At 57.2% G+C, this 12,468-nt stretch carries 18 protein-coding genes and 1 other RNA gene; 8 read left to right on the top strand and 11 right to left on the bottom strand.

What is annotated here, in order from left to right:
- From ABD971_RS04165 to ABD971_RS04130, 8 genes are all read left to right on the top strand, one after another.
- Complete coding sequence (locus tag ABD971_RS04165; RefSeq protein WP_345319692.1) at positions 1–210, top strand: hypothetical protein; 210 nt, start codon at positions 1–3, stop codon at positions 208–210.
- Between the two features lie 282 nt (positions 211–492).
- Positions 493–744 (top strand): hypothetical protein, encoded by a 252-nt coding sequence (locus ABD971_RS04160; protein WP_345319690.1) that lies wholly within the window; start codon positions 493–495, stop codon positions 742–744.
- A gap of 59 nt (positions 745–803) precedes the next feature.
- Positions 804–865, top strand: an RNA gene (locus ABD971_RS04155) — hammerhead ribozyme type II.
- Between the two features lie 29 nt (positions 866–894).
- Entirely contained in the window at positions 895–1,389 is a 495-nt protein-coding gene (locus ABD971_RS04150; RefSeq protein ID WP_345319688.1) for a winged helix-turn-helix domain-containing protein, read from the top strand.
- 9 nt (positions 1,390–1,398) lie between these two features.
- Positions 1,399–1,632: a hypothetical protein gene (locus tag ABD971_RS04145; protein WP_345319686.1), complete on the top strand. Its 234-nt coding sequence runs from the start codon at positions 1,399–1,401 to the stop codon at positions 1,630–1,632.
- Between the two features lie 241 nt (positions 1,633–1,873).
- Positions 1,874–2,107, top strand: coding sequence for a hypothetical protein (locus ABD971_RS04140; RefSeq protein WP_345319684.1), 234 nt, complete (start codon positions 1,874–1,876; stop codon positions 2,105–2,107).
- Between the two features lie 11 nt (positions 2,108–2,118).
- A complete protein-coding gene (locus tag ABD971_RS04135) occupies positions 2,119–2,334 on the top strand; it encodes a DUF4314 domain-containing protein (RefSeq protein WP_345319682.1) in 216 nt (71 codons plus the stop codon).
- Positions 2,335–2,346: 12 nt separating this feature from the next.
- Positions 2,347–2,667 carry a hypothetical protein gene (locus ABD971_RS04130; protein WP_345319680.1) on the top strand — a complete coding sequence of 107 codons (321 nt, stop codon included), beginning with the start codon at positions 2,347–2,349 and terminating at the stop codon, positions 2,665–2,667.
- Here ABD971_RS04130 and ABD971_RS04125 read toward each other — a convergent pair whose 3' ends face one another.
- The 11 genes from ABD971_RS04125 to ABD971_RS04075 all read right to left on the bottom strand — a co-directional run bounded on the left by ABD971_RS04125 (position 2,668) and on the right by ABD971_RS04075 (position 12,286).
- Positions 2,668–3,978 carry a DNA modification methylase gene (locus ABD971_RS04125; protein WP_345319678.1) on the bottom strand — a complete coding sequence of 437 codons (1,311 nt, stop codon included), beginning with the start codon at positions 3,976–3,978 and terminating at the stop codon, positions 2,668–2,670.
- Between the two features lie 100 nt (positions 3,979–4,078).
- Positions 4,079–4,852 carry an HNH endonuclease signature motif containing protein gene (locus ABD971_RS04120; RefSeq protein ID WP_345319676.1) on the bottom strand — a complete coding sequence of 258 codons (774 nt, stop codon included), beginning with the start codon at positions 4,850–4,852 and terminating at the stop codon, positions 4,079–4,081.
- A 100-nt stretch (positions 4,853–4,952) separates the two neighbouring features.
- Positions 4,953–5,249, bottom strand: coding sequence for a hypothetical protein (locus tag ABD971_RS04115; RefSeq protein ID WP_345319674.1), 297 nt, complete (start codon positions 5,247–5,249; stop codon positions 4,953–4,955).
- 217 nt (positions 5,250–5,466) lie between these two features.
- A complete protein-coding gene (locus tag ABD971_RS04110) occupies positions 5,467–7,740 on the bottom strand; it encodes a bifunctional DNA primase/polymerase (RefSeq protein WP_345319672.1) in 2,274 nt (757 codons plus the stop codon).
- Positions 7,740–9,401 carry a DEAD/DEAH box helicase gene (locus ABD971_RS04105; protein ID WP_345319670.1) on the bottom strand — a complete coding sequence of 554 codons (1,662 nt, stop codon included), beginning with the start codon at positions 9,399–9,401 and terminating at the stop codon, positions 7,740–7,742. The genes ABD971_RS04110 and ABD971_RS04105 overlap by 1 nt, the downstream gene beginning before the upstream one ends.
- Positions 9,401–9,919, bottom strand: a complete 519-nt coding sequence (locus ABD971_RS04100) for a RusA family crossover junction endodeoxyribonuclease (RefSeq protein WP_345319668.1) — start codon at positions 9,917–9,919, stop codon at positions 9,401–9,403. The genes ABD971_RS04105 and ABD971_RS04100 overlap by 1 nt, the downstream gene beginning before the upstream one ends.
- A 93-nt stretch (positions 9,920–10,012) precedes the next feature.
- A complete protein-coding gene (locus ABD971_RS04095) occupies positions 10,013–10,486 on the bottom strand; it encodes a DUF669 domain-containing protein (RefSeq protein WP_345319666.1) in 474 nt (157 codons plus the stop codon).
- 55 nt (positions 10,487–10,541) lie between these two features.
- Complete coding sequence (locus ABD971_RS04090) at positions 10,542–11,300, bottom strand: ATP-binding protein (RefSeq protein WP_345319664.1); 759 nt, start codon at positions 11,298–11,300, stop codon at positions 10,542–10,544.
- Positions 11,301–11,342: 42 nt separating this feature from the next.
- Positions 11,343–11,576: a hypothetical protein gene (locus tag ABD971_RS04085; RefSeq protein WP_345319491.1), complete on the bottom strand. Its 234-nt coding sequence runs from the start codon at positions 11,574–11,576 to the stop codon at positions 11,343–11,345.
- A gap of 95 nt (positions 11,577–11,671) precedes the next feature.
- Entirely contained in the window at positions 11,672–11,986 is a 315-nt protein-coding gene (locus ABD971_RS04080) for a hypothetical protein (protein WP_345319662.1), read from the bottom strand.
- A 27-nt stretch (positions 11,987–12,013) separates the two neighbouring features.
- Entirely contained in the window at positions 12,014–12,286 is a 273-nt protein-coding gene (locus ABD971_RS04075; protein WP_345319660.1) for a sigma factor, read from the bottom strand.
- Positions 12,287–12,468: the final 182 nt, after the last annotated feature.

The raw sequence follows: 12,468 nt of genomic DNA, 5'->3' as shown, positions 1-12,468 counted from the left end.
ATGGCAAAGAACACCGCTCGAGTCGAAGACGCTTACACCGCCTTGCATGTCCGGGCTTTGACCTTGCTCGAAGACCTTCACCAAATCGTCGAAGACGTGCCGGCCCCCGATGCCAACCATCCCATCAATTGGGAACACGTCGGTTCGCTGCAACACCTTTGCGAACGGCTTAAGGAATTGAAGGACTTCGTTGCTCCGACCGGCGAATAGATACCCGCCCGCAACCTTTCGGCCGCGCTCGCCAGCACGGCCGTCTCTCGTTGAACCGACGACGACGTTGGCCCGTGTCGCCCGATGTTGCCAACAAGCGGCAAACCATGCCGACATCTCTTAACGGCCCACAAACGCGAACGTCGGCGAAACTTGAAAACATCGGAAAAGACTGTAAATTGCTGCCGAGATTCGCTTGAGCTGTTTCCAAATGCATGGCTCATGTGTGTTAACGCCAAACGGCAAAACGATTTCAAACCCTTTTTCATGAGAGACAAAACCATGGCCATGAACGAAACGCAAAAAGCGAAAGTCGCCGCCCTTCTCACAGAGATGCGAAAGCTCGACCCCGAAACGTATCAGGAAATTCGCCAGTCGTACTACAAGATCGCCGACGAGCTTCGCCCCTTGGTCGACGCCCTTGAGAAAGCCGACGCGGACCTGGGACCGGACGGTCCGCTCTTGGAAGAGCACTACATCTTTTGCGAGATGCTCGACCGGCTCAACAAGAGCCTCTTGGGTGCGGTTGTGTAAACCGCACGCCGCAAGGCAACCGCCGCGGACGGAATCGCAGCACGATTCACAAGGACAACAGCCGAAACGCAATCGGGCGTTGTCGCGGGTGGTTCCCGCGGCCTGACGATGGCAGCCAACCACGAACGATACCCAAACGGAGAACGAACGATGAAGAAGGCAGACGTAAAGATCGGTGGCGAGTATTTCGCGAAGGTCACCAACAAGAAGGTCACGGTCCGAATTGACGCGGAGAACCGCAGTGGCGGCTGGGACGCGACCAATCTTTCCACGGGAAAGAAGGTGCGGATCAAAACGGCCGGCAGGCTGCAAGGACCGGCCGGAAGCACCGCGGCGACCGACGCGCCGGCCACCGAGACGCGTTCCCGAAAACGAGTCCCGAAGAAGAAGGAAGTGACTGCGACGCCGGCGGGGGAGAAGAAGCTTTCTTGCGTCAAAGCAGCGTTGAAGGTTCTGACCGACAGCGGCGAACCCATGAACGCCCAAGAGATGATTGCCGCGATGGTCGACGCCGGCCTGTGGGAAAGCCCTGGCGGCAAGACGCCCCACGCCACGCTGTACTCGGCGATCTTGCGCGACATGAAACGCGGCGATGAAAGCCGGTTCGTCAAAACGGAACGCGGCCGGTTTACGGCGAGGGCATAAGGCGTAGCGATGAAGTTCATCTGCGACGTCCGCCAGGTCACGGACTTGGCTGAAGGAGAAAAGGCCGCGCCGGAACCCGACATGGGTTACGAACTGCGGTCGATCGCCGGCGACAACTTTGAGGCCGGCGTGGTGGAATATGTAGTCCGCCGCGGAGACGCGATCTTTGCGAGGACGACGGCCGGCGAGGAGTTCGCGGTCACGGGCAAGAACGCCCACGTTTTGGTGCCGCTCGGCTTCTAGTCCGAACGCCGCCGACAACGCCCGACGTTGGCAACGTGCGGGCGTTTCGTCGTGACGGGCGTAATCACGCGGCGCACCCGAGCGACGCGACACGCGGCAACGTCGCGGGCAGTTGCATTCCGGCGAAAAACATTCACAAGTTTTGGAATGTTTCGCGGACTTCGCTTGATGTGTCGGTAAACCCATGGCTCATGTGTGGTTGTACGAACGGTTTTTCAAAAAACACGAACGGAGAAACGAAATGACGAACGTGCAAACCTTGAACGCGCGGCCGGTCGAACCGGCCGCGGCCTACGACAACGCTCACCAGATTGCTCGCGACCTGCTGCAGCACATCGAGTTGCAACTCGACCGAATGATTCGGCCAGACAACAAGACACTGCGATGGACACACGTGCGAGCGTTGAACTTGGTCAACGCTCAACTTTCTGAAGTCGCCGCGCTGGTGGCAGAAACTAACAATGCTCGCAACTAGGAAACGAAACCATGAAAACGAATCTCAAGGCGGGCGATCGGGTGCGGTTGCTTTCGATGACCGACGATCCCGACCCGATTCCCGCCGGCACCATCGGAACGGTGGCCGGCGTTTATCCGCATAGCGATTGGACGCAAGTCGATGTCGATTGGGCGGGCGGCCGGTCGCTGATGCTATCCATTCCCCCGGACGTCGTCGAACGACTGCCGGCCGACAAAACGAACTAAGGAGCAACCACCATGTCCACACGAGCGACGATCGCCGTCCGCCGCGCCGACCGAACATACGCAGCGGTCTACCTTCACTACGACGGTTACCCCGAACACACCGGAGAAATTCTGATGCAAGGCTACAAAACTCAAACTGCCGCCGAGGAACTCGTCTCGGGTGGCGACTTGCGTTGTCTGAATCGCGAGACCGGAAATGCTGAGCGATTCTCAGACGGCGATCCGCCGGCGAATCTACCGACCAACGATTCGCTAATTGACTTCGCAAGGAACTGCGGCGCTCGATTCGTCTATGTCTTTGACGACGGAGCTTGGTCCTGCAAGGAACTCTAGTCACCGCATGTTCTCCTCGCGTTTACCGACGGGGATCGGCGACTCGCCGGTCCGTTCCAGGATCGCTTTCTTGCCCGTGAATCGCTGGTAGCGATCAACGATCACGTCGCAATACGGTGGATCGAGTTCCATCAAGAACGCCTTGCGTCCGGTCTGCTCGGCACCAATCAGCGTCGAGCCACTGCCGCCGAACAGGTCGAGCACGTTCTCGCCTTTGCGAGATGAATACTGCATCGCCAACACCGCGAGTTCGGCTGGCTTGCCGGTGAGGTGTTCTAATTTCTGCGGTGCAATTTTCTTGACATGCCACAGGTCAGTTGCATTGTTTGGCCCAAAGAACTTGTGCCCTGCACCTTCTTTCCAGCCGTAGAACGCCCACTCGTGTGCCCCCATGAAATCCTTGCGGGTCATCACGGGATGCTGCTTGTCCCAGATGATGGCCTGCGAAAAGTACAAACCGGCCGCGGCGAGGACCGGCGGGTAGTTGGCGATGTTGGAGAAACCACCCCAAATGTAAAAGCAACGACCGGGTTCGAGTACGCGAGTGATGTTGCCAAACCACGCCTTCAGTAATCGGTCGAACTCCTCGTCCGAAACGAAGTCATTGGCGAGCGGCCGATCCTTGGCCCGCATCTTCTTGGGGCATTCTGTCGTCTTGCCTTTGCCAGCCTCAAACGACGAATTGCCGGCCGCGATCGCATTCTTGCTGCGCGGTTCGACCTTCACGTTGTACGGTGGATCGGTATTGCAGAGGTGAATCTTCGCGCCGGCGAGCAGCCGATCGAGATCCTCGACACTGGTTGAGTCACCGCACAGCAGACGGTGTTCGCCGAGGATCCAAAGATCACCGCGTTGCGTAATTGCTTCGTCTGGCGGTTCGGGAATGTCGTCTGGATCCGTCAAACCCTGTGTGACGCCGGGATCGAGCAGCTTGGCGAGTTCATCCCCGTCAAAGCCGAGCAACTCAACATCGAAACCAGATTCTTGTAATCCGCCGATTTCCAAGGGCAGAAGGTCGTAGTCCCACTGCGCGTTCTCGCCGGTTCGGTTGTCGGCGATCCGGTACGCTTTCACTGCTTCGGGTTCGAGATCCTTCGCGACGTGAACAGGCACTTCCGTGAGTCCCATCTTCGTAGCCGCCTTGAAACGCGTATGGCCGACGATGATGACGCCGGCGGTATCGACAACGATTGGCTGGCGAAAGCCGAATTCGTTAATCGAGAGAATGACGGCATCAACGGCGTCGTCATTGATGCGAGGGTTGTTCTCGTATGGCTTGATTCGATCAAGCGACCACATTTCGACCTTCATGTTTGCCCTTCCAAGGCGAGAGAATGAAACGGGAAGGGTTCGGTCAGTCGTTGGTTTTCTGGCTGGTTGGATTGGGATCCGATGCGTTCGGACGGACGATTTAGTTGCTTCCAGAGGTTTGGGAAACATTTTTGCAGAGTTGGACGAAGTCGCTCTGCGACATGGTGTGCTTAGCTCGATTGGCGTCGCGGGTAACCAATTGCGAGTTCTCGACGTCAAATCCGCCGCCTTCGGAAATTGGGACGATGTGATCCAACGCCAGGTTTTCAGGCGTCAAGCGATCTCCCGTCAGAGCGCATCGATATCGTTGCTGCTCCAACATTTGGGCCAAATCCGCGACGCTCAACTCGCCATTACGACTCTTTCGTCGACGACGGGAACACATCGACGCAAGGAATGCCATCACGTTGACCCTGCCACGCCCTGCATCAATGGACTGAAAAGCACGGCGTTGACGCAACAACTGCCGCTCGGTCAGTACCTCACCGAAGCCGCTATCGTTGACCAAACGAACGAACATCGAGACCGTCATTTCCGGTTCAAGGAAGCTAGCAGTTTGCGTTGTTTCACCGATGTTAATTTGTTGTCGAGAGCCCGTTTCCAACTTCCCGTTTCGAGTTGGCTTGTTGTCCTCTGACGGGAACTCACAATCGCTTTGGTCAACGTCTCGTGCCAATCCATCGTGCTCAAGCGGCTTTTCGCGTCTGTCTGCATTCGCAGTGCTCGACGACATCGAATCCGTTGTGCGTTGATGCAGTTGTGCAACGCCCGTGTCCAGGGTTCCTGAACTTTTCGGTGATGGCGAACCTTGGCCATCGCATTGGCGAGCACATCGTCGAGCCCAAAGACTCCAATCTCGGTCGGTTGCATTCATTCTTTCTCCTTGAAAGTCGGACATCGGCAAAAAACAAACTGTGCTATCTACGGCCGCTGTTCCCGTGGCCCTGACCAGAGAAAGAGCCGGCCGGGAGTACCTAAACGTCTTGGGTCAGGCCGCACGTGGCGGCGTCGGTCGCGTCCTCGCGGGCTGCCGCGTCGAAGGCGGCATTGGCTTCGATGTTGCGGCGGTGGACCGACGTGTCGCGGCGCGGGACGAACTCGCCACACCAATCCGTTTCCATCACCGCTGGGAAGATGGCGATGTCCGGGCGTGCCCGACGTTGAGAATTTTTCGGTGTAGCCGGCGGATGACGGCGACACTCACCACCAGCCGACTCTTGAAAAGCGGAATGAACGGGATGAAAGAAACGACAACGCGAACATTGGTCCACAAGCAAAGCTCCAAAGAGGGAAAAAAGAGAAACGTCATGAGTGAATCCGTCAGACAGCCCCCTCATGCGTGCAAACGTGTATCGCGGGCGAATGGGACTGACACACTGACGCATTAGGAGAGAGAGTGTTTTCATTCGTATATCGTTAGGTTTTCGCGAACCAAAACCGTCAGCGAATCCGTCAGTTTGACCCTCCGACGTTTGCTGACAGATTCGCTCATTCCGGGGTCGAATCGGTCGCTTTGGTCGTCAACACGTCAGAATCGTCGGCACCATCGCTGACGGATTGTCTGACGGATTTTTTGGGCAGATCGGGCACCGTGGTGAGGCGATATCCCGACGCCGGTTTGGTTCGCGTTTCGATCGTGACCGGTTCGATGTCTTCCTGCTGCATCAGCGTTTGTACGATTTGATCGAAATCGCTTGCCTTCAACGTCATCGAACGCATCATTTCACGACGAGCCATGGTGTGGTTGGGTCGGTCGGCGAGACGTTTCTTGAATTTCAAGCACTCGGCGTGAAATGGGTTCTCGGCGACGTGAACCGATGCGAGGTAGAGCTGCCGGCGGGTTTGGTGCAGCGAAAACTCGCTGGCCCAACGAACAGCTTCAATCGTGATCTGTGGTTGAAGATGGTTTTCACTAACGGCGTAGATCAGCGAGAGCTTCTTGGCGTGTTCGCACGTTCGACTCCAAGCGGCACGCGCCACCTCGTCACCGGCTTCGTCCGCTTTGTCGTATTCAGCCTCCGTCTGTTCACGAAGGGTGTTGATTGCGGCTTCGGCGTCCGGCGTGAACGGCACTCGCAGCGGTCGCGGATGAACCGTCATAAAATTGCCACCGCCGGGATTGAAGTCCGCCCACCATTTGGCAGTCTCCAAAATTTCATCGGGCAGGTCGCGAGCCGAACCGGGCGTTTGGCCTTTGCCACGCCGGCCGACGTCGATGATATTGAGCCGTGCAAAGAAGCCATTAGTGAGCATCCGCTGCGACAGCGATTCGTAAAAGTACTTCGGCGTCGCGGTTCCGTACAACGTCAGGTGAGGTTGGTCGACGTGACCTGCTTCTTTCTGATTTGCCTTCACGCGGAGCGGGTAAAAGTCGCCGGCGGATGTGTAGAGCGTCAGTAGGATGTTCGGGATAGACTCGCGGCCACTGTCGCGGTCGAGATTGATCTGGCGGAGCACGCCGTCCATTTCGTCATTTTGAAAAAGCATTTTGTTACTACGAGCCAACGCATCTTGGATGCCTTCGCCGGACGCGAACTTGTCGCCCAGCGAATGCGATTCGCCAATCTGAAACAACACTTGCGAATTGACTTTGCGGGGAAATTCTTTGCCCGTTCCGCTGCCCGCCAGAGCCAGCAGATAGATGTTGGTACGAAGATCACCGGTGGTCGCGACCTTGCGACCAGCGAGATACGACTGCAGGGCCATCGCTCCGCAAAACGCCAACGCAACGTTCGGATAGGGTGCGTTTGCGAGCGTGAAATCCATGACCCTTCGGACGAATCCTGGCACGTCGAACAGACGCTCAGGAAGATGACCAGGATCGGCGTTGAAGTCGAACCTTAGTTGTTCGCTCCCTTTCGCAACGACAACATTCGACTTGGTCATGAAACCACTGAGATCAACGGTTTCACCAGCCGGTTCCATGAGTCGCTCGTCACGAAGCCAGCCGAATGGGCGATCGTGTGGTTTCGTTGCTGCTTGGTTGACCTTGTGTTGAAGCTCTTTCTCAGACCAGGACGGATTGCAGCGTGGGTTGTAGTGGTTGGTTAGAATCGCGAGCGATACTGCCGGATCGAGTCCGAAACCGTGGACGAGTGCCGTCGCGGCGGCATAGGTTTGCGAGTGACCGCCACTGCCGGCGATTGCTGACGGCATTGCGTTGATATAGGCGATTGCCCGCGTTTCGACGTCGTTGGGCACACGCGGCGACTGTGGCGGCAACGCGGCGATATGTTGCGGTGGCTTCTTGGTTCCACGTTGATGAATGACGGCGTCTGCGAGGGCTTTCACGCAGGCGGCCAACATTAACGAGGGAACGGCAGCCGGTTCGCCATCGAGCGTTTCGTAGGTTTCGCCGTCGGGATGCATACTCGGCCCGACGACGGTTTGCGCTCCGGTTGAACGCAGTTCGACAATCATCGAGCCATCGCTGGGATCGGTATGCTTCTCGGTCGTCGCTCCAACCGCGATATACCAACGATGCGATCGTCGGGCTGACGGCCGGCCGGTAATCGCCGGCGTTTGTGGAAGATAGCTGTCGGCCAACTCGATCGCTTCGTCGCAGTCCAGATCAACGTCAACGAGCCACCCTGACGGTTCGCCAAGAATGATGCCGATATTACCCTGATCGGGAAACACCTCGGGGGTCAATCGTAAATTGGTCCAGTCACGCCGCGCCGGCGACTTCGATCGCGTGCGCAGCGGCACGCAGTACCAGCCACGTTGGCGATAGATCGCAACCTGCTCCCGCGGATCGGCCATCAAAACGGTGCCTCTTCCAATGCCTCGTTTGGAATTTCGCCTATCGTCTGTTTGATGATACGATCGTATTTCTGGCCTGCGATTGAGCGGACTGTCAGCGATTCGGTCGCTGCAAGCAGACCAGCGTCGGCGATGTCGAGAGCTTCCTCAGCGCTGGTAGGACAAGGGTCGAGACAACGCTCACGCCACCACGCTTCAGCTTTGCGACGTGCGTAGCCAGAGTGCTCGATGCAGATGAATTCGCTCTGCCAATGATCCAGTCCGATCATGTAGTCGACGCGCAGGCATCGGGGCGCGTCTTCGTCAGCGTCGCGTTTGCGGTGGATACGATAGATGATGTCTTGGACGTCATGGTAGGTATCGGTGACTTCGTCAGACAGCACGCCGGCCTCGCTTGCCTCGGCGTCATGGGCTTCTCGTTGCGGAGGCGGGAACGGATGACCGCACTCAGGACAATTCGCATAGCCACATGCAACCAAGGCGTGACACTTCTCGCATTCTTTTGCCGGCGGATCTTGGTCGGGACGTTTGGCTTTGTCCTTCGGCTTGATCTGGTCGATCGGTCCGTGGCGTTCAATATTGCCACCGAAATCGAGGACCAGGCAGTTCTGTTTTTCGGCATGCAGTCGAAAACCGCGACCGACGCATTGGTAAAGCAATCCTGGCGACATCGTAGGCCGCAGCATCACGACGCAATCGACTCGCGGTGCGTCGAAACCGGTGGTGAGGACATTCACGTTGCAGAGGAAACGCAACGATTCGGTCTCAAGTAGCGACGTTGGAGCATCGCCGCGAAAGCGAGCCAGCAATTCGTCACGATCGGCGGCTGGTGTCTCGCCAGTCACGAAACCGCACTCAATGCCGTGGTTGTCCCGCAACACTTCGACGACTCGCCGCCCGTGTGCGACGGACGACGCGAAGATAAGAACTGCCCGGCGCTCGGCCGTCAGTTCGACGATCTCGCCGCACGCGGCCGACACGAGGGCATCGTCGTTGACCAGCGATTCGACCTCTTCGCTGACGAACTCGCCGGCACGGAGATGAAGACCACCGAAGTCGGCTCGATTCACGCCGGCTTTGGAAATGAGCGGACTCAAATAGCCGTCACGGATCAATTCTTTGATGCCAATCTCGTAACAGACTTGATTCAAAAAATGCTCAGGCGAGCAGATCATGCCTGAGTCGAGGCGGAATGGCGTCGCGGTCAAGCCAATGACGCGGACGAGTGGATTGATGACTTTGCAATCGGCCAGGAATTGCCGGTACATGCCGTCGCCCTTCTTTGAAATCAGATGGGCTTCGTCAACGACGATCAAATCGAACGGATCAAGGTCACACGCTCGCTTGTAGATGCTCTGAATACCGGCAACAAGAACCGGCGTGTTCGTGTCGCGTTTCTTGAGGCCGGCCGAATACAGACCGACCTTGATGTCCGAACACAGACGGCGAACCTTGTCAGCGTTCTGTTCGAGTAGCTCTTTGACGTGAGCCAAGATCAATACGCGACCGTTCCATTGCTGAACAGCGTCGGACGCTATCTTTGCCAGCACGAGGCTCTTGCCCGCACCCGTCGGCAAGACCGCGACGGGATTATCGTCACGGTTTCGCAAGTGTTCGTAGACCGCATCGACCGCGGCTTTCTGGTAGGAACGCAGTTTCATCACATCAACTCCCCGTTGTGCCGTTTGCTACCTCGCTCAATAGGCGTCGTCGGTGGCAGCAGATCGTTGATGAACGTGCAGCTCTCGCAGATGCGATTGCCCGGTCCCGTGGAAACAAAAGCCTCGTCGCAGCGCAAGCATGATCGAAACCCAGCTTTCCCAATCGGTGCTGGGATGCGTTGAATGACGACTTCGGCGTTTCCCGCTTTCGGTGCCGGCTCCCGTTTCTCGATCGTCAACCGCACGATCTGGCTGTCGTCCTCGTAGGCGCCGCCCCACTGCATCGAGTCCAACATCGCCTTCAAGCAGTTATCGACATCACGCCGGCGTCGGTCAGGTGGATAGACGACGATATCGACGATCAAGTCGCCAGTGAGCGTTTCGACATTCTTGCGATTTAGCAGCGAGCTGACGGCCGCTCGGTACTTCCTGCCTTCCTTGCTGATCAACACGCGGTTTCCAACGTGTCGCCAGTAATGATTGACCGAAGGCGGATAGGGCAACGTGAGTCTGATCATGGTGGCGTACTTCGATGTTCAACGAGCGAATAAAAACACCCAGCCAACAATCCATTGCTGACTGGGTGCCGTTCCTTGGAAGCTGACGGGCGGTTAACGCTTCCAAGGCGGGGACGAGGATTGGCCGTCGGCACCGCTGACTTGCGACGCGGAGATCGGCTGGGCAATGGCGTCCTTCATCGAGTAGCCCTTTACTTCGTTTTGCAACTCGCCGGTGTCATTGCGGCGTTTGACTCGCACGTGAATCACGCATGGCAAGTTGTGTAAGTCCGCCGAGTCGGTTGGCACCAAGACGCCAACCGACCGGCAGATCGCAGACAACTCCCGCCGGGCAATTTCCACCGCGGTCGCGTTGGGGTTGTCGAGGTTGAGACGCACCCAGAGAAGACGGTTTGCGTACTCGCCCTCCACGATCTGAAACGTCAACTGCAGATAGTTGCCCGTGCCAGACTTCGTGGGTTTCATTTCGCTGTCAGTGATGACCGCGACGTATTTGCCAGTGGGGATCGGTTCGAGTTCGTCGGCTGGTTCGACGGTGTTGGCATCAAAGCCGTTGAGATTTGCCATGGTTAGTCAGTGGTCCTTCGTCTGGAGTCTGTAGAAAGAAAATTAGTTGAGTCGTTTAGTTGGCCGACATCGCTGCCACGAACGCCGACCACGAGAGCGGCAATTCTTCAGCGATGCCGTAACGGTTCTTGGCAACGCAACTGGGCGATCCATAAGCACGCACGATGCGTTCGCCACCGTCTTTGCCAATCGCGTGAGCGATGGTGCGTTTGCGGTTAAAACCACCGTCTTCGCTTTGCGTGCGCATCTTGCGAGTCGCGAACAGCACGGCGTCGCACCATTCCTTGACGAGGGCCGCGGCGTGCTTGTGCAGTCGCGGCGAATAGCGGTCGTAGGGCGAGGATTCAGGATCCTCGAACCGTTCGACCTTGGAATGGGCAATCAGAACGATCACCATGCCGCGAGAACGCAGCACATTGAGAAGATCGAGTACTTCACGCCACAGGGAGAGGGCGTGCATGTAACCGCGAGCGTACCCGCCGTCGACCTTTTCGATCGACTCGACCGCGTACTGCTGACAGAGCTTGTCCCAGACGAGACGCTCCAGCCAATCGAGCGAGTCGATCACAACGGATTCGTAATCGTGCTTCTCGTTGACGAGCGTCTTTAGAGCGGCGATCACGTCATCGAACTTCGTCGCCAGCGGAAAGCGATCACATTCGATTTCGTCGAGTCCGTCTTCGGTTTGAATGAAGATCGGTTTGGGAGCTTCGCTGCCGAAGGTCGATTTACCGATGCCTTCGACACCGTACAGCAAGACGCGAGGCGGCTTCGATTGCCGGCCAGATTGGATGGTTTCGAGCAAGTTAGTCATGGGCTGGATAGTTCCTTGGTTGGATGGCTGAGATGGTTGGAGTTACAGAGTGGGAATCGCTTCGACATCGAAGTTGCCGTCCCGATCGCTGGTCACGAGGTAGTGCTTGAAATCAATCTGGGCGACGAAACGTTGGTTGGTGCCCAGTTGCTTGCGAAGCGACTTGCACGCTCCGGTAAAATCTCGCGACGCTTGGTTGAAGCGGTCGGCCGATCGCAGGTAACGGCCGACCGCCAATGAAAGCGCCACACGGCGTTCGATGTCCAAATCACTCATTCGCTAACCTGGTGGATGGAAGGTTTGATGTTCCGACGACCCGTTGGCCGCCCCTGGTTACCTATGCCGTGATTTAGTCGCCTTGCACACCAAACTTATAAATTGGTCACGCCGTACTTCTTCAAGTGCTCGGCAATCTCCACACGCATCGCGTTGAACCGCCGTCGCGGTAGGCCAAACTTCTCCATCGTGCTGCTCATGGAATGACAACGCAGGTGCTCGCACACCTGCCGCAATTCCGCGGGCATCTTCTGTATCGCGACCTCCAACGCGTCCGCTTCGTCGATCGCGTCGAATGGATCGGTGTACGTCGACTGGTTTCGTCGGTTCTGGTCCTCGTCACAGATTTCGCCGCCCAGAGTCGCGAAAGTCTCATCCACCGTGTCGACGGGCGTCTCAAACGATTGCATTTGCACGCCATCTTCCATCGGATGCCGTTAGTGGCGTTTCTTCGATCGCAACAGCTCTCGCACGCCCGAGTTGATGACTCGATTGATGAACGTGTTCACTTTCGATCGCGTCGGGTCGAAACAGTCCGCTTTTTGGATCAAGTACATCAGCAACTCTTGAGCGATGTCTTCGGCGTCACAGTCGCTGAACTCCGGTCGCCGATGGAGTTGCTCAGCCTTGATCCGCGCTGTCTTCATCGCGAAATCGCTGAGAATTTCTTCGCCGAGCCGTTTGCCGCCCGCTTGAGTATTCGCACTCATGGTTGTCTCCGGCTGGAGGCATCCCGTGATGTGAGCGATTCGCACAGACCGCAAAGAAGCTGCGTCGCGACAAGCCATGTCACGAATAGAACGCAGGCGGCCGGCGAGGTTCGTTCGTCACGTCCTCACAGCGAAGACGTGCCGCCACAACTCATGTCGCGGTGCCACAAACCGTGTGGCAA

This window comes from Novipirellula rosea (assembly GCF_039541335.1).
Taxonomy (GTDB): Bacteria; Planctomycetota; Planctomycetia; order Pirellulales; family Pirellulaceae; genus Novipirellula; species Novipirellula rosea.
Note: the sequence above shows the minus strand (reverse complement) of the source record. Positions and strands in the feature narration are given on the sequence as shown.